Below are 23,712 nucleotides of genomic sequence, written 5' to 3'. Positions count from 1 at the left end.
ACCCTAACGCCCATGCTTCGCTTACTCGGTTTATTCCTGTCTTTATGCGTTTGGGTGCCCGTTTTATTTGGCCAGGCTATCGTTCTGCTATTCTGCCTGATTTTTGCACCCCGCGACACCTTTAAACATTTTATTAAATGACTAAAGAACTAGCCCAGGCGGCCGCCAAAGAAAAAGCCCTGGTCAAATACCTGACGGGGTTGGTCGCCCTTCGATTACTTGCTGACTCAAACTTGAAAGGGGCGGTCGGCAAGCAGGTCGAAGACTTCAAACAAAAAGCCTTTGCAGGTCTTTCCCAGGAAGAACTGAAGCCGATTATCTTATCGACTGATGTGATCCAAAACTTAGCCCTTCACCTGGTACGATGCAAAGATGTCGCTACGCTCGAGCAATCGGTTTCTTATGCTGAAGGCTTGCTTCGCGGGGAAGTTTTAATCGTTCAGGACGACGGCGATACTTTAAAACGAAATGCCAGTTGACTACAAAAAGTATCACCCCAAATGGTCGTTAATATCCCGACTGATTCGCTTTAACAGGGCTGGCAATTGTTGTGAATTCTGCGGGGTAAAAAACGAGGCTTTAATAGTTCGTAATGGTTCAAACTATCGATACGCTACGGACGACGAAACAGCTATTTTTCTGGACTATCGAACGGCTGGAATTAAATACTGGCAAGCTTTAAAAAAAGTAGGGTTAACGCGAATTATTTTGACCGTTGCACACTTAGATAGAAACATCGAGAACAATCGATTTAATAATCTAAAATCATTGTGTCAATACTGTCATCTGAATTACGATAGACCCGAAAATATAAGGCTTAAAAATTACGGGAAAGACGATTCTACTTTATCACTATTTGACACGTAAAATGATTATATTTCTTTCTTTAATGCTCACTGGTGGGGTGGTTGGTTTGATAGTTATGGCTGTATGGCTTGGCATAGAGGTTGGCACTACTCTTGCAAACCCTTTTCTTTTCACTGAGGAAGATTCTAAAGCCTGGATAAAAGGAGGTAAATTCTTTACTCTTTCGGGGTGCCTGCTGTCTATTCGTAATCGTCTCATGTGTGTATGGTATTTACACAGAAGCTTTGAAACTTTAATAGCGAATGGAAACTAAACAGGAACCCAAGTTCGGATACCATTGGTATCATTACCCCCACCGGAATCGTACAGAACTTCACATGAAAGAATGGATCCGGGATAACGCCAAATTCTTTAATGGCACCTTTGAAGGATTTCGCCAGGTTGCGATCCAAGAATGCAATTGGTATATGGAGCAAAACCCCAGCCACGGCAAAGTGGAAGTGTCAGAAATCCGGTGTAATGGAACGTTGATGGGATCAGGAAAAGAAATCTCCTGGGAGTTTTATATTCTGATAGCTAGTCGCCAATGCCCAGCGATCACTGCCCAGTATCACCTGCCACGTAGTGAATGGCAAACGTCCAATGAATCGAAGGATCCATGCAGTACGTTTGAATCCACGAACGAGTCACAGACCCAATAAAGCCATGAAAAAAGCCTCGATGTTACCAGCATCGAGGCCAAATCCTTCACCAGTTTTCGCGTATAGTGATCGGGCTTAACAAAAATAAGAAACTTTTTCTTAATCGCCCCTTCCATGCTAGTCAGTGTCCCAGTTAAGCCCCACATCAAACAGTATTTTCAATCTGAGCAATCACACGGAAGCGAACCCATCGAGGTACGGCGGAACAGTCGGATTGGCCAAATCTTTACGGCCGTCTTTGCTGTATTCCCTTTACACGACGTTGACATGGGGGCGTTAGAACCAATTGAAATCTTAGACCCTCGAAAACTGTATTTTTACCTAACATTTGACGTTAACCCGCAACTCATTACCGATACCCGTCTCGCCCAGTTTGGTCACGTCTTGGAAGTGATGTTCGAAACGGCTGCCATCGCCTTTTGTAAAGGCCGAATGGATGTCTTCGCGTCAGCCAATGGAGCGGCCGAACGGTTCTGTCAGATCCACAAGATCACACCACAAGAGAACTACACGCCAGACGCGGTTCGGAAATTAGTTTCAAGAAGTACGCCGAAAACTAGCACGGTACGCGAAAAACTGAGCGTTAGCGAAAAGAGACAAGTCGACGCCCTGAGCGATCAATTCGAAAGGGACTCGAAAAAAAATAGTGTCCAACTTTTGGCATAACGCGTCCAATTTCGAAGAAAACCTGTCCAAAGTTCGACATAATTGTCCAACGGTTTTTGAGGCTACAAAACCCCCATATAGCGGCGGTTTTGTAGCCTTTTTTTGTGGGTTTTCAAGCCGGAAACCAAGCGAATTCGAGTCCTACTTTTAGATCAGTCGGGCGACCACCTTTAGGGTATGTTTATAAAGACCCTACCCGTACTGACCGGCCTGACCGTGGCCGAAGGCGAAAGCAATGCTGGGGGACTGAATCGGCTTCGATTGATCCCGGCCGAACTTCTTACGGTCGAACTGCCTGACCCGATTCACGAATTCGGGCTGGACGATCTATTTATCGACTCGAGGTCGATCTACTTAAATGACGATGTCGACTTTGTCGATATGGAATTGATCCCGGATTATGCTTCGTATTCCGAGGATGTAGGTAGCAATGATAATGGTGGCCTATACAACTGTAGTATTCAGATCGTAATTCCAAAGGATCGCCCCGACGTGACCGCATGGATCCACCGCAACCGGGAAAAACGCTGGGTCGCTTTGATACGGGACCGAAACGGCTTTGTGCGAATGGTTGGCACCGACGAACAACCGCTGACGCTCGACGTCAAAAATACCCTGGGCAATAAAACGGGCCGAAACGGGCGAACGATGGCCTTTTCAGCGTCGACGCTCATGCCAGCTTTATATCTCGACTCCATCGAAAGCCAGGATTTATTCGGCGTCTACGAATTCGACTTCTCATTCAGCTACGACTTTAACACTTAATATTTTAGCCATGATTAACCCTGAAGAAATCCTTCAACAGATTGAAGGTCAAATTCTTTCGTCGCCACCGGCCCCTAAGCGTTCCAATACGGCCGCCAGTATTCGTGGCATCCTTTCCGCCCTGGTGCAATGGGTGACGGAAAACGATTACACGCCGGAACATGAATGGGACGGTACGAAGATTCGTTTCGTTCGGGCTGATGGTGTACCTGGTCCCTGGATTGATTTGCTAGGCCCGCAAGGGATACAAGGGGTACAAGGCGTTCAGGGATTCAGTGCCTACGAACTTTGGCTTCAGGCGGGGAATACTGGATCAATGCTCGACTACCTGAATTCAATTCAACAGGGAAAACCGCTAGGTCCGTATAATGCCGCTACCAATACCCCAGCACTATCAGCCATAGCCCCGGCGGGGCCAGACGGCCTTTTTTATGAAATTACAGAGGCCGCCACGGACGGTACCCCGGCGGCATTTGCTGGTATTAATTTTACGGTTGGCAGCAAACTTTTTGTGGGAGATCAGTTCGTCAAGCTAGGAACCCAATGGTATCGGAAGCCGGCGGCGAATACTGGTCTTCAAAAGTCTTTGGTGCTTGAAAACCAAATAAATACCATGCTTCCGGTCTATGTGTCGAAAAACCGGATTATACCTTCATCAACGTATAACTATGCCCGCCATAATGTCGATTATGCCGAGCAGCGTACCTGGTATTTTGGGAAGTCTACCAAGAAAATGAATCAGGTAGGCCAGTTTATTTTCAAAGACATTGCGGGTGGTTCGATTACCGAACCGGGCCGGTTGCAAGTACTTTGGAAACGGGCATCGGACAACGTGACTACGGTTTTATTGGATCGAACACTGACGGTCGGGGAAATGGCCGTATATAATAATGCCTTTGCGGGTAGTTATAGCCCCTACGAATTCTTATCAAGCTTAAATCAAACGATTGATTTTAAGGCTAATGACGTACTGTTTACGTCCCTGTATTGTGCCTCAAAACTTACCCCGATTTATTCGAATGTCAACCTGACGGATACGACGGGCGAATGGAATGATTCTGCTGGTAAATTTTATCGCGGTTGGAACAATAACGCCAATCAAACCTACGCGTCGATACCTAATCAGCCGGCCGCTGAAATCAATTACACGCCGGCCCACTTTTACGAACGCGTACCGGAATTTTTACGCATGACGTCCGCCGAAACGCGAATGAGTGTTTTGGAGGCGGCGAAAGTGACGTTGGCGACTTCTCAGGGAACGAACTGGTTCGATAAGGCGACCATGCTTCAAAATGGGAAAGGAATTGGCAACGACTCTATTGTTTTCGCCTTGGCTGGGTATGCTTCAGCGATTGGTGTACCCGTAAGCGAAAGCACCCAGTACGTTATTTCGGGCTGTCAATCCCTTCGCGGCCTTCGCTTTGAAAAGTCAGACGGTTCGCTGGTGACTTCTAACAGTTACATAGGTACTATAGCCAACGGTACGCCCTTCGTAACGCCCGCCGGATGCGTTCGAATTTCCTTCCAAGTATACAGCAATGGAAGCAACGCGGATACGGTGCAGTTACAACTTGGTAGCGTCGTTACTCCTTTTGAAACCTTTGTTTCCTACGTTAGTCAGAATAACGGGAAAGAGCTTCAGGCGGCGAAAATCAAAGCGGGAGGCACCTTTTCAGATGGAAAAGGCATTGCTGATACAGCCAGTTTGGCGGCGTTAGCAGTTCGAACCACGGCGGCAGAAACGGCGATCCTTGCCAACAAAATCACCCTGGGAACGGTCATTTTGGTAGGTAAAAACAAGTTTAATAAGGCTTTGCACTACCAGTCCGGGAAAGGAATCGGAAGCGATGCGGTAGTTTTCCCGGCTGCGGATTTTGGTGCAGCAATCGGGGTGCCGGTAGCAGAAAGCACTACGTATACTATAACGGGATGCCCTTCCCTTCGCGGATTGCGTTTCGAAAAAGCGGACGGTTCGCTGGTTAATTCGACTAGCTACATTGGCACGATCAACAGCGGCACGGCCTTCACCACGCCCGCCGGATGCGTTCGAATTTCGTTTCAGATTCTTTCGTCAGCCAGTCAGAACGCTGACCTGGTGCAAGTCGAGTTAGGTAGTGCCGGAACAGCGTATGAAGCTTATACGGAAAAAGTTGTCGTCAATAAAATCAACGACAAGGAACTTTCAGGCGGTCAAACGGTCACAACTCCAAAGCTGGAAACCTTTGAAGTGCTGGCCCCGGCTTATGTGTATTTTACGAATAAGGATTCTTTTACCAGTCGGATGGAGCCAGTTTCTTTATTTGCCCAGCGGTTTATTCGCGATAAGGTACCTGTACTGCTTAATGGGAAAGATCAGCTGGTGATTAGCAAAGACAGCCCAAACCCGAAAATAGTGAATTCGGACTCTTATCAAGATGTTCTAATGGAGAACGTTAGTCTTTCGATCACCGCCGCCGGCTACGAATCCAAAAACCTAACGCTAAACCGCATTTCTACGCGGGCGGCAGTACTGGCTAATAAATTTCCGAAGGTTTGGTATATCGGGGATAGTATTACGGCTGACAGACAGCTGAATGGGGCTTATGTAGGCGGCGGTTCACTTTGGAGTTATGCCAAAGAAATTGCCCTAAAAAACCGCTACGACAATGGCAATACGGGGTATGATTATCTGTGTGTAGGGAATAACAACGGGATTAATTCAGCCTTTACGTACAAAGGGCAGAATATGAGCGTACGCGGGTACGCCACTGGTTTCGGCGGTTGGACAACTCACGGATACTTACGGCATCCCTTCCGATTTTGGGTTTCTACGACGCAGAATGGAATTACCTACGAAGGGGCAAAGGGTGCATGGGACTTGCTAGGACTTTCGACGACTCAGGGACGGGCCTACGCGGCAACGGAAGCCGATAAGCTTCTCATTATGAAAACCTGTTATGGCGTGAACGCCCCGGTCATTTCCGCACTTTCTTATAATCTTTTGGTGGGAGAAGGTCAAATTGTAAATGCCCTAGGAGCCTGGTCAGGATCGGCCGATCAGATCAACCTTGTACAAGCGTACATCGATGGAATCGCAAACGGTACCCTTACCCCTCAGAACCCGTTTTTTGACTATACGAAAACTGGCTCCAATCGTTTTAGTGTAAGTAAGGCGTTAGAGCGGTATCGGACGCTTTCCGATGACGGGGTGACGCGGCTGGCCGTAGGTAACGGAGCGGGAACCAAGGTTACGAACAACATGGCTTACGATGTTTGTACACCTACGCATTTTGTGATTGCCACGGGAGAAAACGATTCGCTTTTCTCGAGTAGTTACGCGGCAATTGCCGACGATATTTTGGAACTGGTCACAGAATGTAGATCCCAGGTGCCCACCGTTTACGTGGGCGTTTGTTCGACTCAAATGCCCGGCCCAATGTTCCCTGAGCGGTATCCCTACTATTTTGGGAAGTTTTACCAGGCACAACACAATCGGAAATACGATTTTTACAAAGAACTGTCTGGGCGTTTTTCTACCCTAGCTAATCAGGTTTCCGCTAAAACGTTTTTAGTGCCAACGTTCCACACCAGTACGCCGGCCTCACATAGTACAGTATCCGAACAAGTAGATGACACAAGGCCTGGTGGAGTGATTGAAGTAGGTATCGATGATTATAATCACACGGGATGGCGGGCGAATCGAAACCCCCAGATTTATGGGTGGGTAGCCTATACGTATTCGCTATGGACCTAATGAACCTGTAAATTCAATCAAACAAAGCCCAGCTGGCCTTCAGCTGGGCTTTGTTTTTGCCCAAAATGCCGTCCTATGTCATCGGCCGCCGGTCGGGTAATGTTGTGTCAAGATTTTTTTCTCAAGCAACATGATCGAACAGTATTTGTCGGCTAAATGGGCACTTAACGCCGACTTTCACAACCAGATGGCCGCCCTTGCCTTGCGTCGTATGGCCAATGGAAAAACTCCCTTCGCTACTGGTGGAGAGATCGCAGGCCCGTACCTGGCGTTTGATGACGATGACGACGAAATGGAAATCGAAACCGGCACCGGATATGATTTCCTAGCCAAAGCTTCAACCGATCAGGGCCAGGTCGTCATCATTCCGGTCGTGGGTACGATGACTCGCTACGGCGGTCTTTGTAGCTATGGTTCAGAATCCTACGCCAGCTGGATCATGGAAGCCAACGCCGACCCTGCGATCGCTGGAATCGTCCTCGAATTAAACACCCCAGGCGGCCAGGTGGACGGTACCGAAATGCTGGGCGAAGTGATCCGGCAATCTGAAAAGCCTGTGGTCGCTTACGTGACCGGCATGGCGGCTTCTGCGGGTTACTGGATCGCCAGTCAGGCCGACTACATCATGCTCGAGTCGGAAACGACTAGCGAAGTAGGATCTATCGGCGTTCTGGCCACCCACTACGACTATACCGGATTCCTTGAAAAAGAGGGTTACAAGATCACTATTGTACGGGCTGATGGCTCGGAAGACAAAGCCCTCTTTAACAGCGTCGAGAAACTTTCTGAAGCCGTTCTGGCCGAAACAAAAGAGATCCTGAACACCATTCGCGGAACCTTCATTGAAATTGTCAAGGCGGGCCGCCCTGGCATCGGAGAAGTGTTTTCCGGCAAAATGTACGTGGGCCGCGATGCCATCAAATTGGGAATGGCTGACGGCTTTGGCTACCTGGGCGACGCCGTCAATAAGGTTTTGGAACTGGCCCAGGCGGCGGCATAATCTGCAATTTTTTAATCTTTTCATATAGCCATGATTAAACCACTTGCCAGCTTTTGGCGGAAGAAAACCGCAAAAGCATCGACCGATACTTCCGAAAAACAGGAAGTAAAAAACAAACCTGAGTCGGACAAAGACGACGAAGGCGACGACGAAGATCTGGACGACGAAGGTGACGACGAAGACCAGGATGACGACGACGAAGACCAGGACCAGGAGGTCGAAGAAAGCGACGATAAGAAGAAAAAAGCGTCGCTGGGCAAAGACTCCAAAGGCAAAAAAGAAGCCGCGATGGTCAGCATTAAAGCCAGCGAGTACGAAAAACTCAAGGCCGATGCTTCAGCCTGGACCAAGAATAAAAAGGAGTTCGCGGTTCTCAGGGATTGGCATAAGAACGCCAAAGAATCAGGTACTGGGTCAGCTAAAGAGGACGAAAACACTCGCAAGCAACGCGAAACGACCAAAACGTCTGTACAGGAAAAGCCTTGGAATAAAAAGGCAATCGAGCGGTACAATAACAGCAAATAACCGGCCGCCAGCCAGACTTGCTTTTTCACTCATTCACTCATTTTAAATAGTTTTTTCAAATGGCGTCTTCTTTAGACCTTACATCCTTTGCCGCGTCCCTGACCGATTTTGCACGGGATAATCGGGCACACATCTTTACCCGTCTGCTGATTCCTGGAATGGAAGGCATCGCGGGAACTCCGATTCATGCCATCAAGGATTATATGACCTTAATCCCAGGCAATGACGAAGTAGTGCTGACGAACCTGATTACCAAAAGCGTTCTTCAGCCTGGCCGTAAAGGCAAGTTTACCCCCACGGCTGACGCTGTCAAGTTTCAAAACCGCGTAGCCAAAGTTCGCCCCTGTAAAGTCGATTTAGAGTTCGATGAACCTAAAATCGAAATGATGTACAAATCGTACCTGGGCGAAGTGGCTGGTGGGGATATTGACCCGACGACGTTTCCGTTTGAAGCGTATGTGATTGCGGAAGTAATCGCCCAGGCTCAACAGGATATGCGTTTGATTTCGCTTTACAATGGAGTCTACAACGCCGCCGGAAATGGTCCGCTCGACGTATTTGATGGAATCCTTACTCAGCTGCTCGAGGCGATCACTGAAAGCCAGGTGCCAGCGAGCAACATCGTCGAACTTCAGGCTTTTAGCTCGACTAACGCGGTGGCTCAATTCGAAAAGATTGTAGCCGCTATTCCTGACCGCTATTTCTACAGCGATCTGATTTGTATCCTGCCTCGGACCATCAAAACGTTCTACGAAAACGATTATCGCAAGCAGTTTACGGCGTTGCCCTACAACGTTTCGACGGACAAAGGCTTTATCGACGGAACCAATATTCCTTTCGTGGTGGAGCCTGGCTTTAATCACGACGTACCGCTTATTACGCCCCGTAAGAACCTTTGCTATCTCTATGACGATGAGAGCAAGCAAAACAAACTTGATTTCGATTACGACAAACGTGAACGGAATTTGGCCTACATCATGGACTTCCAAGCCGCTTGCGGAATTGCCGCCACGGAATTGATCTGGACGGGCGACGTTAACTAGTTTTTGCCAGGTGTCAGTTCGGTCTGACACCTGGTTTTTTCTACTCTTTTTCTTTCACGGTTAATTCTCTATACGATTATGGCTTTTGTTTCATTAGTTGACCTAGACGGGTCAAGCGAAGGTTCTCCCAACCCCGGCGGAACCCGTAACCTACTCATCATTGCCCGAAAAGATATTGTCGGCGTATGGCCGAAGGAAGGCGACATCGTCGATGGCGAAATCGTCAATCCGCCCGTACTGGTAGACGGCAAGAAGTTTGCCGAATACGAATTCCCGGATGGTACTTTCAAGTTGGGCGATTCAGCATCGGGCGACCCTGGCTTTATGAGCTACAAACACACCATCGAATTTATGTTGGCGGGCTTCAATAAGAAGATCGTTAACGAAATGCGTAAACACCTGAATACGCCCTCGGTAGTAATTGGAGAGCTAAACGACGGTGTATTTGGCGTTGCAGGTGCCAGCGACAACGGCCTTTACGTGAAGTCTGATTTTACGTCAGGCGGCAAAGGCAATGATAAACGGGGATACACCGTAAAAGGTGAACAGGATGGGTTCATGTGGGGCATTGTTCCGCTGAAGCCTTCCGTAGCGACGGCCCTGCCTTTGCTTTCTTCAGGGTCGGTTCCCGTAGTACCCGGCCAGTAAACCAATGCTTCACAAATACAAGCTGGTCGGCGTTCCTGAAGGGGGCGTCGACCACTTGATCGATGGAACTCGAGTCTCGGTAAATGAGCAAATGACCGACGCCCAGGCGGAAGCTTTGATCGCGGCGGGACTCGGTTATTTTGAGCCGATCAAGCCACCCAAACCCTTAGAACTCGATGGAAACCCAATCGACCAACCCATCCCCGACAACCCCGTCGAAAGCGGCCTCGAAGACAGCCAAGAAGTCGCCGGCCAAGACAGCCCCAAACCAGGAAACACCCCAAGTGGCCGTCGGACCAAATCCAGAAAGCCAGTCACCAACGCCAACTAACCAGCCAGATGAAGTACGGGATCTTAATAGTGGGCTACCCGATAGCGGAAGTAACGGCACTACTGGCCATGATGGCCCCGCCAGCGGTGATCTTGATCGACCCGGAAGTCAGCCAACAGGAGCCGCTGACGACGGAGGATCTGACCTTTCTGGATCTTCACAGGGAGTTGGAAGCCCAGATAATTCAGGAGGAATTCAACCTGTGGGAAGAACTGATGAAACTGGAACTGGCGTCGAAGGATTGGGAAAAGACAACGTTACAGTACCAGCCCAGGCAGGGGAAAGTTTATCAGCCGATAAAGAACCTGGCCTGGATGAACCCAGCACTGGCGATGTGCCCGAAAAAAATGGGCAAGAGTCAGCCAACAAGTCCGATTCGGACGAAACTACGCCGGAATCTGAAACGGGAACCCCGGAATCCAAAGGGCCGATGACCCGCGAACAAAAGCTACGGTTTAAGGCTACCATCAAACTAGCCGCCCTACGGCTGGCTTCCGTGGCTCGACAACGAGCGGCCGAAAACGCCACTGGCGAAGCCCTGGAAGATCGACGGAAAGATTCGAAATAAAATTTCGTTCAGGATCCGCTGCAGCTGACCATAAACCAAATAATATTTTGAAAAAGCCGACTTTCTGCACGAAAGTCGGCTTTTATGTAACCAGGCTATGCAACTCGACTTACCCTTGCTTTCTGACTATCTCAACGAAGCAGAAATTAGCCCTGTTAAACTAGTTGAAGTACTTGGAAAGTACATCGGCGACATTCAGGGGACTATTCTTATCGATCATTCCCCGTATGATTCGCCGCTGGAATACCTGGAATGTAAACGGCTCGAAGCCACCATCGATGATTTTATTCAAACCGTAAAAAGACTATCCCATGACACCCGAAGAACTCAAGAATCAGAGGACGAAGGCGAAGGCGAACTATCAGCTGAAGCAGATGTTAGCCAGGTCCGGCAAAGCAACGGCCGACGAAGTCGACGAAGCCCGGCGAATTCACGAAGCTCTGAGGGCTTATCAGATCCCGGAAGCGGGCCAACAGCAACTCGAAAACCCAGAAAGCGAAAGTCCTAAACCGGAAATTATTCTACCGAGAATGTCCGAAACGGATTTTATGCAAACGCTCGAGAAACTGACGGCCGAACGTCACCAGGCTCATAAGCAAATGTGTTTACTTTCGAACACGCTGGGGAATTACCCGGATTCGCAAAACCTGAAAGACCTGGTCGACGAAATCGAGGCGTTTAAGCTACAGCGGAACACCCTGGGCGAACGAATCGACTATCTGAAGGCAAACGGGCGACTGCCTGAAGCGGAACCCCAGCGGCCGGCCGATCTCATCTCAGAACAAGCAAAAACGGCCTATCTGGCCAACTTGCCCGCCGACCGTTACGAAGTGCATAAGCTTCTGAATAATTCATTAATGCCCAATCTTTCCAAAGCACGAAAAAACGCGATCAGGGCCAAAAATGACGTGACCCGACAGAAGTATGAAATCAAGGCCGCCCAGCTCGAGGCACAAGTAGACATCGCCCGGCGACAGCTCGAGGCAATGAGTTAAAAAGCCCTGATTCAGGGCTTTTTTTTGTCCTGTTTTGCCCGTCTGGGTTTCTGTAATCTCGCTTACCGATTACAGAAATTTTTCTACGACATGGCAAGACCGACAGCACTAGACAGGGTCAAAAAGGCCCTTAAAATCGACGAAGGCAAGCTCGATAAATACCTTTCCTACTACTACGAAAACAAGGAACTCGACGATGCCGGCAAAGAGATGCTGGCCAAATACCGAATGGCGTTTTCGCTGATGAGTTTGGGTCGTACCGATCAAATGGTCATCAATGCGTTGATGAAGGACTACGACATTCAGGAACGCCAGGCCCGGTACATCATTTCAGAGGCTTCATTCATCTACGGCCGCGTGCAGGTAGCCGACCGCCAGGGTAAAAAGATCGCATCGGCAAACTATTACCGCTTGCTGGCTAACCTGGCCCAACAAAATGGGGATATTGACGCGGCGACCAAAGCCTGGGAAAAGGCGGACCGGCTGGAAGGCTTATTGGACGCTGAAACGCTGGGTCGGGATCCTGACGACTTCTTGAAAGCGGCGAAAATCGTCTTTACCAATAACGTAAACGTGCTGATTCAAGGTCAGCAAAAACGGATGGCGGAAGATGAGTAAGACAATTAAAATCTACGCCAACGACAAACAGCAAAAGTTTCTACGTTCGCGGGCAAAACGAAAGACGTACCAGGGCGGACGTGGATCCGGTAAAACGACCACCCTGGGAAACGTGATCGGACTCATGTTTGAAAATATGCCCAGGGCGAAAGTTGTACTCGTCGGGCTTACCTACGTTCAATTAGATCTGATTGTTCTTCCCGAGGTAAAAAACGCACTCGAGCGGATGGGATACGTCGAGTATTCGAAGGCAAACCCGCACGGCGTTTACGTTATTGGCCAACAGCCGCCGGATGGCTGGTACAAGCCTTTTTCCAGCCCTGGGAAACGGGGCTGGCAGTATTGTATCGTGTTCATTAATGGGTTTACGATCCAAATGGTAAGCCAGGATCGGCCAGATTCACAACGGGGGATCAACTCCGATGGCGTCTTGGTCGATGAATCGGCGACCGTGGATCCTGACTTTCTTAATACGATTATTTTGCCCGCCAAACGGGCGAACCGGCATTCCAATTTCGCCCACCACCATATGCACTTATGCTTTTACGACTTTTCGTCGGCGGCATGGACCAATAAGGGAATGTGGATCTACGAGACAGAAAACGCCTGGATGGATGAAGTGGCCACCCGCTCTACCTGGACTAATGAGCAACTGGCCAGCACCCCACCCAAAACCCTTTTCCTACAAAGTAGCTGGAAGGATAATCGGGACGTATTGCCGGTGACGTACTACGATGATCTGGTGGCCACCTTACCGCCGCTTACGGTAGCCGTTGAAGTCGATAACGAACGTATCCTGCAAAGACCTAATGGGTTCTATTCGGCGTTCTCTACGGAAAAGCACGTCTATACTAAGATGTTTGATTATGAGTTTGATGACAAAACGAAGCTGCATTTACACAAATCGAAAGATTATCGTGAAGACATCCTACTCGAAACGTCCTTGGACTTTAACGCAGACATCTGCTGGCAGTTGATCTGTCAGGAAGTAGGCAAGGAATTTAGGATCATTGAAAGCGTATTCAAGAAGCCTGACCCCTTGAAGAACGACAAGAACCTGGTTGTTCAACAGGCCGAACACTTCTGTGAAACCTACAAAGACCACCCTACCAAGATAGTGGCCGTGTGGGGCGACCCCTCTGGCAAGCAGCGTTCGGCCAGGGATAGTAAGGATAATAAGCCCCTGTTTGACCAATACTGTGCAGTGTTGGTTAAGAATGGTTGGACTGTACGAAGGGAGTATGAGAAGTTTACATACCCATCGCACAAGAACAAGTACATACTAACCGATCACCTGCTCAGGGAGACGCTAGAGACTACCCCACGCTTACGATTGAATCAGTACAAGAACAAAGCCCTTGCCATAGCGATACAGATGGCACCCATGAAGGGGGACTTCGAGAAGGACAAGACCAGTGAAGGAGGCGACCAGCGTAACCGCGAGTACGCCACGGATGGGACGGACGCCATGGACTACATCGTCTGGGGTAAGTTCAAGAAGCTACTACCCACCAGCCAGCCGACGGGAATGCAGAACCAGATCTGGCGGCCACGTGGTCGATAAAAAAAGAAAGGCATCGGTACTTTATTTAGACAGATTCTTACAGATCCACTCCCAAAGCCAGGGGGTGGATTTTGATTTTATATTCGGGAATGAAGGATGGCAATTGCCGCTTTTGTCAAAGGGCGGGAGAGGCAGTTGTGACAGAGTCACGCGAAAAATTGAATTTCAAAAGCTAAGTAGTTCATAGTAAAAGGCTTACCCTCAAATCAGACTGCACTCGCCGTTTTTTTTTATACTGATTCTTTGCGAAAACGTGTCCTATAGCACGAAAAAAAGGCGGTTTATCCTTGCATCGTCTTAGAAAACGAAGTCATGCAAAAGGAAAGGATCACCCTTAAAACCGTACTCCATGAAATTCAGGAAGCAGGGACCACCTTTTCCCTGAAGTTTCGCAAACTCGATGGCGAAATCAGCTTCAAAGAGGAAGTAAAAAAGAACCCAACCAAGCTTAAAAACCCGAAGGGTAGCGAGAACAAAAAGGATCTCAACACTATCCAAAGGAATATGAAGAAGGCGGGGGCTTTACTGCTTTACGATGAGAAAGCGAAACACACCTTCGAAGTCAAAATCGAACTGCTCATCGAGTACAACGGACACCCGATTTTTCATAATTACTAGCCATGAAACCAAAGATTCGTCAGATTACCGCCAACGCGTATACGCTTCAGTACTCCAAGAAATCGGCGGCCCTGGTTACGTTCGGGGCGGCGGACGCGGCATATTCGGCACCGTCGGGCGGTGGAAATACGCGGGGCGACTTTGTGCCCTGGGGGGCGAAGAACGATCAGCTGGCGAAAATGCACGCCCTGGCCAGCGAGTCGCCCAACAAGTGGCGGCTTATCAAAACCCGTCGGGATTTTGTTGCCGGGCTGGGGGTTTACGCTCACATGGGCGAAAAGAGCAAAGAAGCGGGTACCCGTTTCGTAGAAGTCTTTTCGGAAGAGTTCGAAGCCTGGAAAGAGGAAGTCGAATTCGATCTGGAATTCGTATCGATGTGCCTTCAGTATGCTTTCTCAGGGAATGTCTTTTTGAAGTTCACCTTCGACACCTCTAAAAAACTGGTAGGAATTGAGGTTATTGATGCGTTCAAAGTCCGCATTCGTGGCCTAAAGCCAGGCGAAAAGAAAGTGTCGGCGTATCTGGTGAACCCTAACTTCGGCACTAAAAACTACAAGCCCGCCGACACGGAACCGATCCCCGCTTTCGACCCAAAAGATCCTGCTAAATACGGCGTATGTATCCTGCATTTAAAAGACCGGCTGCCTGGTCAGGATTACTACGCGTTCGCCGACTGGTGGTCAACGGAAGAATGGTCGAAGGTGGCTAACAAGATCCCGAAATTTCACGATTCGGGGCTGGACAATGGCTATAATGTGAAATACCACATTAGCATTCCAGACAACTACTTCGACAAAGAAGGACTTTCCGACGAAGAAAAAGAGGATCTGAAAGAAGATACGCTTCAGGGAATGGCCGAAACGTTTGCTGGCGTTGAAAACGTCGACAAAGTGCTGGTGACGTTCCATTCGACGGGCCTACTCGATGGCAAGGCCATGCCGGGCGTTCAGATCAAGCCACTTGAGAATAAAATGTCGGACGATGCCTATACGACGCTTTTTAATACGGCCAACGTCGCCCAGGCCAGCGGCCACGGCGTTTTACCCGCCCTGGCTGGTATCGATACCGGCGGTAAACTGGGCGGATCCGGCAAGGAATTAGAGGCGGCCGCCAACTATCAGCAGGGGTTTCTTACTTACGTAGACCGGCTAATTCTACTCTACGTTCTCAAAGTGGCCAAACGGGTCAATGGCTGGGATTCCAAACTACAGTTTGACATTCGGAACATTGCCCTATACACTTATGATGTAACGCCAGGGGCGGCCAAACAGAACGGACAAAACCAGAAAACCGAGGGCAAAGACGACAATGCTGATTAACGACCAAGACACCTTAAAAGAGTACCTGGGCGGCATTCAAAAAGTAATGGACTTTGCGACCTGGAAGCCCTTTGTTCGGTCCTCCGAACAGAAATACATCATCCCCGCCATCGGCTGGGATCAGTACCGTCAGCTGGTCGCCCTTGATAATCCAAATCAATACCAGACTGAGTTTCTGGATTTGATTAAAGCGGCGTTGGCCTGGTTTACTTACGTCGAAGCTTTCCCGCATTTGACGGTTGGTGTAGGTGACGCCGGCATTTCGGTACAGACGCCCACCAACAGCCAGGCGATGGCTAAATGGCAGTACGTAGCCCTGACCAAAGAGTCGGCCAGCAAAGCAGACGAGAACCTGGAAGGTGCCATTCAGTATTTGGAAACCTTCGCTAATGAGTTCCCAGCCTGGAAGAATTCGACCGCGTATAGCGTAAACCGTGGGCGGTTGATTTCTTCCGCGACCGAAGCGACCAGGGCGTTTCCTGCCATTCGCTACAGTCGCCGTTTATTCCTGTGCCTGCGGGATTACTTCCAGATTGCCGAAAAAGAATTCGTTCGTCCAATACTGGGTCCGCTGTACGAAGAACTAATCGAAAAGCTAAAGGATGGATTCGGTTTTTCGCTGACGATTCACGAAGCCGAAGTACTGGATCTTTCCCGAAAGGCCATTGCCCAGTATGGCTTTGCCCAGGCCGTGCCCTATCTGAACATGAACGTCGATTTTCGACTGGTGAGCGAAACGGACGGGATCCTGAACGAAGATGCTTTAGGCATTACGCGGCTCAATGCAATCAGTCAGAAAGCCATGGGCGAAGCTCAGGAAAAGGCGGCCGAACTCAAGCGGTATCTCAACGAAAACGCTTCAGCCGATCAACTAGCCAGCTACTATTCATCGAGCCTGTATATGCCGCCGGCAGGTCGGTTTATCAAACGGCCGAAAAACGATCCTAAAAACCCTTATTTCGTCCTATAGCCATGAAAAAGCATCTGATTCCGGTAGGGATAGTTTTTACTATTCTACTCCTTGTTTCTCTTTTCTTTTCCGCTTTAAAACTACTCGATGCCGGGCCGTTTGGCTTGATACCCTGGGACGTGATTTTCGCCCCGGTTTGGTGGCCAGCCGTGGGCGTCTGCATCGTCGCTTTATTAGTCGTTCTTTTCTTTTTAACTGGGTTAGCCTGGTCCGTCCTAAAGGGCATTTGGATAACCTCTTTCAAATCCTAATTAGCCATGAATACCGCAAACATGATCGAAACTGAATCACCTGTTATTCCACTAAATCGCTTCAGTGACACCGCTCAAGCCGAAGCCACCGCCCAGGCTCAGATCGCCCAGGCAAACGCCATGCTCGAGCAGATCAACCAGCAACGCGAACGCGAACGTCAGGAACACGAAAGTCAACTTTTAAAAGAGTACGACGGTCGGTTAAAGGATGCAAAATTTTTCCGGGAAGATGCTCGTAAAACGGACGATATGGAAGAAAAGCGGCGTCTGTTATTGCTGGCCAGTCAGGATGAAGACAAAGCCCGCGAAATCGCCGCCGAATTGGGCCTGAATATGCCAGTAGTCGACGCTGGCGAAAAAACGCCCTGGTGGCAATTTACGCATAGTAAGATGGCCATTTTTCAAGTGGTTGGCATTCTGGGTCTCTTGATTTTCTGCTACCAGATGTTTGTCGGTTATCAGGAACGAATCGTCGAGATGAACAAATCGCTTCCCTTCGATAAGCAGTTGCAACCCTACGACGAAACCAGTATTCAGAAATTTTTCTTCGAGAAGCTGGTTCAGTTTTCGGACTTGCCAACGGCCCTTTTGATGGTGTTTTTAGTAGTGCCTTTTGTCGGTTTTTATGTCCTACCATTCTTCGGATTCGGGCGGAATATTTACACTGAATTCAAAGAAGAACTGACCGCATGGCAACGTACCAAAATTACCGTCTCAATTATTCTTGGCTTTTTATTCTATTTGGCGTTATCGCATTTAGTCAAGCCCTAGCCCAAAAGCCGGCGGCCCCGAAACCCAAACTTTGGATCGGGGCCGCCATTCCTTTCAAGACCGAAGACGCCCTTCGGCAAGCGGTATTCGACACCGCAAAAAGTCAGCTGCACGTTCGGGAAAAGACCAACCGAAACGATCATCGCGACATCGCTAAGTACAACCAGGCGATTCTACTTCCCAAAAACGCTTTTTACTGTGCCAGTGGCTTGTACTGGTGTCACCTGGCGAACGGCGTTCGCCTTCCCATTGCGGCCCCAGGGGCGGTTTTTAGCTGGTTTTCGGATCCTCAAAAAATCATTTATCGAAGGTCCACCAGGGGAAACCAGCGAATCGGCCGAAAGCCTCAATTAATGGATGGGGTAAGCCTGTTTACCAGCCATGTCGAAGGCTACGCAAGTAAAAATTGGGATCCTGACGCCGAATATATTCAGACCATCGGGTTCAATACTACGGGCGGGAAAGGCACGGTCGGCGGGGTCTACCTGGTACGCCGCCGGTTACGCGACGTCAAACTGATGGTCAACCACATTACGCCCTATTTCGAATCTATAAAGGCTTTAAAAAATGCCAAGTAAAGAAGTTATCGAGGCGATGAATTGGAAAGATGGGATTGCCTTTATGCTTGTGGGAGCCTTTATCTGGCATCTTATCTTTTCGGCTATTCTGGCCCTGGCTAAATGGAAGCCTAAGCAAAACGATCGCTATTCGGCCACGTCAAAACGCGAACCATGGCCAGCCCATGATCGAACGCGAATCGGTTATTATCCTAGTGGGATCCCTTATAATTTAGACCGGCTACCACCGCCACCACCGCCCCGACAGTCGGCCCATCAAATTCAGCCGCCCAGCCAGCCGCCGACCGAAAAGCCGACACGCGGTAGATAAAGACAGTACCTTTTCTTTTACCCTTTTAACAATTCACCATGAAAACAAACCAGCTGACGTTTCAACAGCGATTAGTCGCCCCAACGTCTAAGTTTTTCAAACCGCTCATGTACGGCGGTGCCATCGTTGCCGCCGTGGCGGGTGGTCTTTCCATCTTTCAGGATCAAATCGTCAGTTCGGGTTTACCCGTACCGGCGGCCGTTCTTCAGATCAGTACCGTCATCGGCTGGATCGCGGCCGCCGTCAGTGCCGTATCGGGCCTGACGGTTGATTTTGAAGCCTTAGAAGGCCAAAAATAGGTCTAATGAACTGGATCACCTGGGCGAAAAGGGCATGGCCTCTTTTCGCCCAAATTTTACCCTACCTATTGCCCGTCATTCCTATACTTTATCTGCACTATAAACAGGGTCAGGAATTGAAAGGATGCCAGGCTGAACGCACTACGCTAACGGCAATTGCCAAGAAAGCGGCCGAAGACCAGGTTAGAGCCGAACATGCCAAAGATCTGGCAAAAAAAGACCTTATAATCAGCGAAAAAGATGCCGAAATTTTCCGTTTACGCGAAAAAAACGCTCTGGATTCTGCTCGCAATTTGTCCATTCTCGAGTCTATTCGGGCAATCAACGAACGGTACCAGAAGCGATAGTACGGCCGCCGTGGCAGATCTGGTTAAAAACGTTAAAGCCATTCACCAGGATCTAATCAGGGGCGACTTTGCCCGTCAGGAAGTCATCGACTTACGCGGCCGGCTTCAAACCTGCCAAGTCGAAAATACTACCCTCGAAACTTCGCTTCAGAGTAGCCAAAATCGGGAAGCGTATTTGAATTCGGAACTAGAAAACCAGAAGGGCACCACTCAAAAAGTTGAAGCCGAAAAGAAGGTCGTAGTTCGGGAAAATTGGATCTGGCGGGGTATAGGAACGGTCGCCGTTATTTTATCTATCACAAGTTTGTTCAAATGAAAACGATACGATTAGACGGGACGGCCTACCAGGTGCCCGAACGCTGGGAAGAATGTACACCGGAACAGTTGCAATCGCTTTTACCGCTTCGGCTGATTGACGTGGAGACGTTAGGAGCTGGCACCAGGGCACAACTCAAATGGCAAGCCATTTTGACGATCCTGGCCGCCCCGCTGTCAGTAACTACGGGCATCGATGTAGAAGACCGGCTTCGTTTGGTTCGGCTGACGAACTGGATCTGGAAGCAAACGAAAATTGAAAAGAAGCCCTTCGCCAGCTTTACGTTCGAGGGGGTTACGTATCTACTCCCTGAGCCACATTTCGCCAATACTTCAGCTATCGAAATCGCCATGGCCAACATTCAGTACATGGCTTTCTCGAGGAAAGAAAACCCAAGTACAAAAGCCATTTACCAGATCATAGCAACGCTTTGTCGGCCCGAGCGGAAAGACCTGGCCACCTTCAAAGCGTCAGCGGATTGGAACGGAGATCACCGGGAAGAGTATAACACGGTAATAGCCCAGGAACGGGCGAAGCTATTCGAAAAAGGCAATCTATCAACGGGGGTCGTTATGTGCCTCTTGCACTACTTCGAATGGATGAACAGCGGCTTTTTGAAACAGTACCAAGATGTCTATTCAGCGGATGACGACGATACCCCGCCCATCTATAAAAACGGCGAAGGGTTGGTAACAATGTTGATGGAAGTGGCAAAGACCGGCACTTTCGGAGATTTTGACAAGGTTTGTCGCCAAAACGGTCACACGGTCTGGATCTTTCTTCGCGATAGCAATCTGAAGGTACGCCGGGCAAATGAGGCGGCCGCCAGTGCAGAATAAAAGCGTCCTACCAGGCATCGAAAAAGCGTTCCAAATTCCCCAAAAAAACGCTTTTTCTTATGATCCCAGGCGATTTAATTTCCTACATTAATTACTTTAAAGACTGGGCGAACGATCATCCTGACGTTCGCTTTTTCTGTTTTGGATCCGCCGAACTCGGTATCGCTTACGCCCGTTCGTTGCCATCCTTCGACTATCCATTCGTTTGGCTTGAGCAACCGGTCATCGAGTCGCTCGATAATGGCGGGGCTAACTTCAGCGAAGCATTCATTACCGGCATAACGGTACTTTTCAAAGCCCCAGGCGACAAGCCCGATAAGCAGGTCGAAGCTTACGCCAAAGCTTTACGCATCGTTTACGACCTTCAGACCAAACTCAAGAAAGACCGTAAGAATGGCCTGGTCAATTTCGAATGGAATGGAATGAAAAAGGAAACCGTCAACCAATTATGGGCCGACAATCATTATGGCTGGCGGCTGGAAGTACCGTTGGAATTCAACATTAATTCCCTGCTTGTATGAAAAATAAACTAGCCATTCTTTCCTATTCGCCGGCCCGGTTGGCGTTGAATCCTATCGTCATCAACATCGAGGCAGCCGACCCTATAATTTATCAGGACCGGACGGGCCTTCGCTACTATTGCCGCGTGATGGTTCCGGCCTCGTACCTATCGAACCAGTATACCGAACTTATCACCCTCGAGGGGGCGGAAGTGCCCCCAGAAGCGGCCGTAACGGGCTTACTTTACCAGGGGGCATTCTTTGAAATTCAGGAACAGTTAGAATCTTTGCTCGAGCGAAAAGCCCCCAGTTTTAACCAGGTCAAAATCGACGTTTGTGCGGGCCTGGTTACGCCTTATTACTGCGTTCTAACTATCGAGAATAACGACGAAGAAATCTATCGTTACACCCAGCCCGTTCAGTACGCCATCAAGGCAGGTATTAACGAACAGGACTACGCGGCCTATAAGGATCTATTCTTTACCGAATTCATGGGTAAGAATCGGCGTTTTTTAACTTGGTCGCCCATTACAAAAAAGATTCACCCTGACCAGCCTGAGTTTCTGTACTGGTTTACGAATGGATCCCCGAACCCGACCAGTTTAAAAGTTTGCTTTTTGGCTCGTTACGAGGATTTAACCACGGAAGAAGGTTGTAGCGAATCCCTTGCGAATGTGTATCCGTTTTCGGTTCACTGCGTACCCGTCGGACCGAAGGCTTTAGGATTGGACAAAAAAGAAAAGATCGTCGTTTCGTACCGGGTCTGGCTATCCAATCAGGCCGATGAACGCCTGAGTGAATACCGAGAGTATCGCATCGAGCAGGAATACCGGCGTAACGTGAGATTTGTGATCGTTGCGAATAGTCTGGGCGGTTATGATACCTTGTATTTAGTTGGTAGGGGCGAAGAAAACCTGAAGGTCACGCGTAACCTATCGGATCGTTTTACGGGCTGGGAATATCTTCCCAGCTATTCGGAAAAAGTCATCAATTCCACCCGAGGCGAACGGGAACTGACCATATCGACCGGATGGCTAACCAAAGAAAGTCTTCGGTATCTGGAAGAAGTAATTCTGACAAAAGAAGCCTATTTGGTTACGGATCGGGCTTTCGTTCCGCTTGTACCGGTGTTTGACAGCCTACGAAGTAAGGTTGACGACGAAGATCTAATCGGGCGGACGCTGACTTTCCGCTATGGTATTCCTGAACGCAATTTTTCAGCATTGCCCAACCCTGCAAACCTTCCCAGCAGGTCGACGGGCTGGCGGCCGAAGGCTATGGCCTGCCTACTTGATGGCAATGGCAAGCGGATTGGAAAAATGGCGGCTACTCTACTCGAGCAGTACTACCTAGACGACAATACGAAAGTTCCCGGAACACCTATTCGGCAAAATGTACCGGGTCAGCCTGGCTACATCCCGCCTGTGGAATCGGACCAGTGTTTGGTCACTCCATTCGTAAACGACGCCATCAACCGGACGGGAACCTACGTCCGTAAAAATTGTACGAACGGTATGACTGGCGGCCCGGCTGTTATCAGCATTACGGCCGGCGTTTTCGGAAGTGAAATCAGCAAGGCCGACGCTCAGGCGAAAGCCGAAGCAGAATTCGCCCGGATCAATACCCAGGAATACGCAAACTTACGCGGGGTGTGTATTCTTCAGCCAGAACTTTACGAATGGGACGTTCCGGCTGGACATTTCCACTATCGAGCTTCAGACCCTAGCAAAGTCGCTTTGTTTTTCATCGGAGAAGGTCAAACCATGGGCAACAGCTGGGACATTCAAGGGGCCGGCGGATCCTACATTTTCCCCCAGAATTCGAACGATCTAAATTTCCCCATTGCTGGAAATCAATTCTGGTGGCGATTCCGCACGTATGGCACCCCAGGCAGTCGCCAAACGTACCGCGTGTACGTGAATGGCCAGCTAAAGTTCGAGCGGGCAAATTCCCAGTTAAATCAGGATGGCTACACTCATAACGACTTTCCGGAAATTCTAGCGGCCGGTGGCTTCAAATCAGGCGACAAATTATTCATTCAGGTAATCGAGTTGTAAAATGGGCGTATCGGAACAGATTATGAAAGACCTTCGCCCCGTCCTGGAAGAAGTTATTCAGGACGGGATCGAAGAGTTTAAACGGGCTTTGGAAGCGAAAGGGCTAGTACTTACCGAAGAACTGAAGCGTAACTTCAGCTATCAACTGACTGAATCAGCAACAGAACTGGCCGGAACGATTTCATTTCAGGGCTATGGCCGTTTTAAAGACATGGCAAAAGTCTCGTATTTGCTTCATGCCCCGCCCATTGAAGCCATGGAAGAATACGTCGAAAAAATCGGCGTCGACAAATTTGCCTACGTGCCGGGGTATCGAGGCAAAGCCAAGATACCTACGACTGACAGATCAACCCTTCGAATCGCCTGGGCACTGGCTCGAAGTCGCCGCCAGGTGCCCAGCGTAAAGCGGGGCTACCGTGGCACCTGGTACAACTCGAGTAAGGTGAATATGATTAACATCGCCCGGCGAAAAATTGCCGCTCGCTATTCAGAATTATTAACGCATTTCATGGCTGGAATACTTGAAAATCCTGATTAAAAGGCGTCCTATGATAGGCTTTTGGCTTCCCTGAA

General features: G+C 49.2%; 28 protein-coding genes. All 28 read left to right on the top strand.

Going from position 1 to position 23,712, the window contains the following annotated elements; translation table 11 throughout:
* Positions 1-12 precede the first annotated feature (12 nt).
* Positions 13-141 (top strand): hypothetical protein, encoded by a 129-nt coding sequence (locus tag QE390_RS17235; protein WP_307143065.1) that lies wholly within the window; start codon positions 13-15, stop codon positions 139-141.
* Positions 138-479: a hypothetical protein gene (locus tag QE390_RS17230; RefSeq protein ID WP_307143064.1), complete on the top strand. Its 342-nt coding sequence runs from the start codon at positions 138-140 to the stop codon at positions 477-479. Before QE390_RS17235 ends, QE390_RS17230 begins: the two co-directional genes overlap by 4 nt.
* A 630-nt stretch (positions 480-1,109) precedes the next feature.
* On the top strand, positions 1,110-1,508 hold the full coding sequence (locus tag QE390_RS17225) for a hypothetical protein (protein ID WP_307143063.1): 399 nt from the start codon (positions 1,110-1,112) through the stop codon (positions 1,506-1,508).
* A 267-nt stretch (positions 1,509-1,775) separates the two neighbouring features.
* A complete protein-coding gene (locus tag QE390_RS17220; protein WP_307143062.1) occupies positions 1,776-2,174 on the top strand; it encodes a hypothetical protein in 399 nt (132 codons plus the stop codon).
* Positions 2,175-2,555: 381 nt separating this feature from the next.
* Entirely contained in the window at positions 2,556-2,939 is a 384-nt protein-coding gene (locus QE390_RS17215) for a hypothetical protein (protein ID WP_307143061.1), read from the top strand.
* Between the two features lie 10 nt (positions 2,940-2,949).
* Positions 2,950-6,672 (top strand): hypothetical protein, encoded by a 3,723-nt coding sequence (locus QE390_RS17210; RefSeq protein ID WP_307143060.1) that lies wholly within the window; start codon positions 2,950-2,952, stop codon positions 6,670-6,672.
* Between the two features lie 130 nt (positions 6,673-6,802).
* Complete coding sequence (locus QE390_RS17205) at positions 6,803-7,672, top strand: S49 family peptidase (RefSeq protein WP_307143059.1); 870 nt, start codon at positions 6,803-6,805, stop codon at positions 7,670-7,672.
* Between the two features lie 30 nt (positions 7,673-7,702).
* A complete protein-coding gene (locus QE390_RS17200) occupies positions 7,703-8,197 on the top strand; it encodes a hypothetical protein (RefSeq protein ID WP_307143058.1) in 495 nt (164 codons plus the stop codon).
* Positions 8,198-8,256: 59 nt separating this feature from the next.
* Positions 8,257-9,240: a hypothetical protein gene (locus QE390_RS17195; RefSeq protein ID WP_307143057.1), complete on the top strand. Its 984-nt coding sequence runs from the start codon at positions 8,257-8,259 to the stop codon at positions 9,238-9,240.
* A 78-nt stretch (positions 9,241-9,318) separates the two neighbouring features.
* Positions 9,319-9,888, top strand: a complete 570-nt coding sequence (locus QE390_RS17190; RefSeq protein WP_307143056.1) for a hypothetical protein — start codon at positions 9,319-9,321, stop codon at positions 9,886-9,888.
* Between the two features lie 4 nt (positions 9,889-9,892).
* On the top strand, positions 9,893-10,219 hold the full coding sequence (locus QE390_RS17185) for a hypothetical protein (protein ID WP_307143055.1): 327 nt from the start codon (positions 9,893-9,895) through the stop codon (positions 10,217-10,219).
* Entirely contained in the window at positions 10,173-10,787 is a 615-nt protein-coding gene (locus QE390_RS17180; protein WP_307143054.1) for a hypothetical protein, read from the top strand. Before QE390_RS17185 ends, QE390_RS17180 begins: the two co-directional genes overlap by 47 nt.
* 374 nt (positions 10,788-11,161) lie before the next feature.
* Positions 11,162-11,782 (top strand): hypothetical protein, encoded by a 621-nt coding sequence (locus QE390_RS17175; protein WP_307143053.1) that lies wholly within the window; start codon positions 11,162-11,164, stop codon positions 11,780-11,782.
* Positions 11,783-11,872: 90 nt separating this feature from the next.
* Complete coding sequence (locus tag QE390_RS17170; protein WP_307143052.1) at positions 11,873-12,400, top strand: hypothetical protein; 528 nt, start codon at positions 11,873-11,875, stop codon at positions 12,398-12,400.
* Positions 12,393-13,964, top strand: a complete 1,572-nt coding sequence (locus QE390_RS17165; RefSeq protein ID WP_307143051.1) for a hypothetical protein — start codon at positions 12,393-12,395, stop codon at positions 13,962-13,964. Before QE390_RS17170 ends, QE390_RS17165 begins: the two co-directional genes overlap by 8 nt.
* A gap of 312 nt (positions 13,965-14,276) precedes the next feature.
* Entirely contained in the window at positions 14,277-14,582 is a 306-nt protein-coding gene (locus QE390_RS17160) for a hypothetical protein (protein ID WP_307143050.1), read from the top strand.
* 2 nt (positions 14,583-14,584) lie between these two features.
* On the top strand, positions 14,585-15,901 hold the full coding sequence (locus QE390_RS17155; protein ID WP_307143049.1) for a hypothetical protein: 1,317 nt from the start codon (positions 14,585-14,587) through the stop codon (positions 15,899-15,901).
* The gene (locus tag QE390_RS17150; protein WP_307143048.1) at positions 15,891-16,871 is read left to right on the top strand and encodes a DUF6712 family protein; all 981 of its coding nucleotides are present in this window, start codon (positions 15,891-15,893) and stop codon (positions 16,869-16,871) included. Before QE390_RS17155 ends, QE390_RS17150 begins: the two co-directional genes overlap by 11 nt.
* A gap of 2 nt (positions 16,872-16,873) precedes the next feature.
* Positions 16,874-17,122, top strand: a complete 249-nt coding sequence (locus QE390_RS17145; RefSeq protein ID WP_307143047.1) for a hypothetical protein — start codon at positions 16,874-16,876, stop codon at positions 17,120-17,122.
* A 6-nt stretch (positions 17,123-17,128) separates the two neighbouring features.
* The gene (locus QE390_RS17140) at positions 17,129-17,893 is read left to right on the top strand and encodes a hypothetical protein (protein WP_307143046.1); all 765 of its coding nucleotides are present in this window, start codon (positions 17,129-17,131) and stop codon (positions 17,891-17,893) included.
* Positions 17,812-18,471, top strand: coding sequence for a hypothetical protein (locus QE390_RS17135; protein ID WP_307143045.1), 660 nt, complete (start codon positions 17,812-17,814; stop codon positions 18,469-18,471). The genes QE390_RS17140 and QE390_RS17135 overlap by 82 nt, the downstream gene beginning before the upstream one ends.
* A gap of 348 nt (positions 18,472-18,819) precedes the next feature.
* Positions 18,820-19,080 (top strand): hypothetical protein, encoded by a 261-nt coding sequence (locus QE390_RS17130; protein WP_307143044.1) that lies wholly within the window; start codon positions 18,820-18,822, stop codon positions 19,078-19,080.
* 5 nt (positions 19,081-19,085) lie between these two features.
* Positions 19,086-19,427, top strand: a complete 342-nt coding sequence (locus QE390_RS17125) for a hypothetical protein (RefSeq protein WP_307143043.1) — start codon at positions 19,086-19,088, stop codon at positions 19,425-19,427.
* A 10-nt stretch (positions 19,428-19,437) separates the two neighbouring features.
* Complete coding sequence (locus tag QE390_RS17120; protein WP_307143042.1) at positions 19,438-19,743, top strand: hypothetical protein; 306 nt, start codon at positions 19,438-19,440, stop codon at positions 19,741-19,743.
* Entirely contained in the window at positions 19,740-20,582 is an 843-nt protein-coding gene (locus tag QE390_RS17115; protein WP_307143041.1) for a hypothetical protein, read from the top strand. Before QE390_RS17120 ends, QE390_RS17115 begins: the two co-directional genes overlap by 4 nt.
* Positions 20,583-20,641: 59 nt before the next feature.
* Positions 20,642-21,103 (top strand): hypothetical protein, encoded by a 462-nt coding sequence (locus QE390_RS17110; RefSeq protein WP_307143040.1) that lies wholly within the window; start codon positions 20,642-20,644, stop codon positions 21,101-21,103.
* Positions 21,100-23,139 carry a DUF5977 domain-containing protein gene (locus QE390_RS17105; RefSeq protein ID WP_307143039.1) on the top strand — a complete coding sequence of 680 codons (2,040 nt, stop codon included), beginning with the start codon at positions 21,100-21,102 and terminating at the stop codon, positions 23,137-23,139. Before QE390_RS17110 ends, QE390_RS17105 begins: the two co-directional genes overlap by 4 nt.
* Position 23,140: 1 nt before the next feature.
* The gene (locus QE390_RS17100; protein WP_307143038.1) at positions 23,141-23,677 is read left to right on the top strand and encodes a hypothetical protein; all 537 of its coding nucleotides are present in this window, start codon (positions 23,141-23,143) and stop codon (positions 23,675-23,677) included.
* Positions 23,678-23,712 lie beyond the last annotated feature (35 nt).

This window comes from Siphonobacter sp. SORGH_AS_1065 (assembly GCF_030818595.1).
Taxonomy (GTDB): Bacteria; Bacteroidota; Bacteroidia; order Cytophagales; family Spirosomataceae; genus Siphonobacter.
The sequence above is the reverse complement of the archived record's forward strand: the minus strand, read 5'-3'. Positions and strand labels throughout refer to the sequence as shown.

Excerpts from the sequence above, each read along its gene's own strand:
- QE390_RS17195 (WP_307143057.1), top strand. The coding sequence starts at position 8,257 with ATGGCGTCTTCTTTAGACCTTACATCCTTTGCCGCGTCCCTGACCGAT.
- QE390_RS17145 (WP_307143047.1), top strand. The coding sequence starts at position 16,874 with ATGAAAAAGCATCTGATTCCGGTAGGGATAGTTTTTACTATTCTACTC.
- QE390_RS17160 (WP_307143050.1), top strand. The coding sequence starts at position 14,277 with ATGCAAAAGGAAAGGATCACCCTTAAAACCGTACTCCATGAAATTCAG.
- QE390_RS17110 (WP_307143040.1), top strand. The coding sequence starts at position 20,642 with ATGATCCCAGGCGATTTAATTTCCTACATTAATTACTTTAAAGACTGG.
- QE390_RS17100 (WP_307143038.1), top strand. The coding sequence starts at position 23,141 with ATGGGCGTATCGGAACAGATTATGAAAGACCTTCGCCCCGTCCTGGAA.
- QE390_RS17185 (WP_307143055.1), top strand. The coding sequence starts at position 9,893 with ATGCTTCACAAATACAAGCTGGTCGGCGTTCCTGAAGGGGGCGTCGAC.
- QE390_RS17215 (WP_307143061.1), top strand. The coding sequence starts at position 2,556 with ATGGAATTGATCCCGGATTATGCTTCGTATTCCGAGGATGTAGGTAGC.
- QE390_RS17175 (WP_307143053.1), top strand. The coding sequence starts at position 11,162 with ATGTTAGCCAGGTCCGGCAAAGCAACGGCCGACGAAGTCGACGAAGCC.
- QE390_RS17140 (WP_307143046.1), top strand. The coding sequence starts at position 17,129 with ATGAATACCGCAAACATGATCGAAACTGAATCACCTGTTATTCCACTA.
- QE390_RS17235 (WP_307143065.1), top strand. The coding sequence starts at position 13 with ATGCTTCGCTTACTCGGTTTATTCCTGTCTTTATGCGTTTGGGTGCCC.
- QE390_RS17105 (WP_307143039.1), top strand. The coding sequence starts at position 21,100 with ATGAAAAATAAACTAGCCATTCTTTCCTATTCGCCGGCCCGGTTGGCG.
- QE390_RS17170 (WP_307143052.1), top strand. The coding sequence starts at position 11,873 with ATGGCAAGACCGACAGCACTAGACAGGGTCAAAAAGGCCCTTAAAATC.
- QE390_RS17225 (WP_307143063.1), top strand. The coding sequence starts at position 1,110 with ATGGAAACTAAACAGGAACCCAAGTTCGGATACCATTGGTATCATTAC.
- QE390_RS17135 (WP_307143045.1), top strand. The coding sequence starts at position 17,812 with ATGGCAACGTACCAAAATTACCGTCTCAATTATTCTTGGCTTTTTATT.
- QE390_RS17115 (WP_307143041.1), top strand. The coding sequence starts at position 19,740 with ATGAAAACGATACGATTAGACGGGACGGCCTACCAGGTGCCCGAACGC.
- QE390_RS17205 (WP_307143059.1), top strand. The coding sequence starts at position 6,803 with ATGATCGAACAGTATTTGTCGGCTAAATGGGCACTTAACGCCGACTTT.
- QE390_RS17125 (WP_307143043.1), top strand. The coding sequence starts at position 19,086 with ATGAACTGGATCACCTGGGCGAAAAGGGCATGGCCTCTTTTCGCCCAA.
- QE390_RS17150 (WP_307143048.1), top strand. The coding sequence starts at position 15,891 with ATGCTGATTAACGACCAAGACACCTTAAAAGAGTACCTGGGCGGCATT.
- QE390_RS17190 (WP_307143056.1), top strand. The coding sequence starts at position 9,319 with ATGGCTTTTGTTTCATTAGTTGACCTAGACGGGTCAAGCGAAGGTTCT.
- QE390_RS17165 (WP_307143051.1), top strand. The coding sequence starts at position 12,393 with ATGAGTAAGACAATTAAAATCTACGCCAACGACAAACAGCAAAAGTTT.
- QE390_RS17210 (WP_307143060.1), top strand. The coding sequence starts at position 2,950 with ATGATTAACCCTGAAGAAATCCTTCAACAGATTGAAGGTCAAATTCTT.
- QE390_RS17155 (WP_307143049.1), top strand. The coding sequence starts at position 14,585 with ATGAAACCAAAGATTCGTCAGATTACCGCCAACGCGTATACGCTTCAG.
- QE390_RS17230 (WP_307143064.1), top strand. The coding sequence starts at position 138 with ATGACTAAAGAACTAGCCCAGGCGGCCGCCAAAGAAAAAGCCCTGGTC.
- QE390_RS17200 (WP_307143058.1), top strand. The coding sequence starts at position 7,703 with ATGATTAAACCACTTGCCAGCTTTTGGCGGAAGAAAACCGCAAAAGCA.
- QE390_RS17130 (WP_307143044.1), top strand. The coding sequence starts at position 18,820 with ATGAAAACAAACCAGCTGACGTTTCAACAGCGATTAGTCGCCCCAACG.
- QE390_RS17220 (WP_307143062.1), top strand. The coding sequence starts at position 1,776 with ATGGGGGCGTTAGAACCAATTGAAATCTTAGACCCTCGAAAACTGTAT.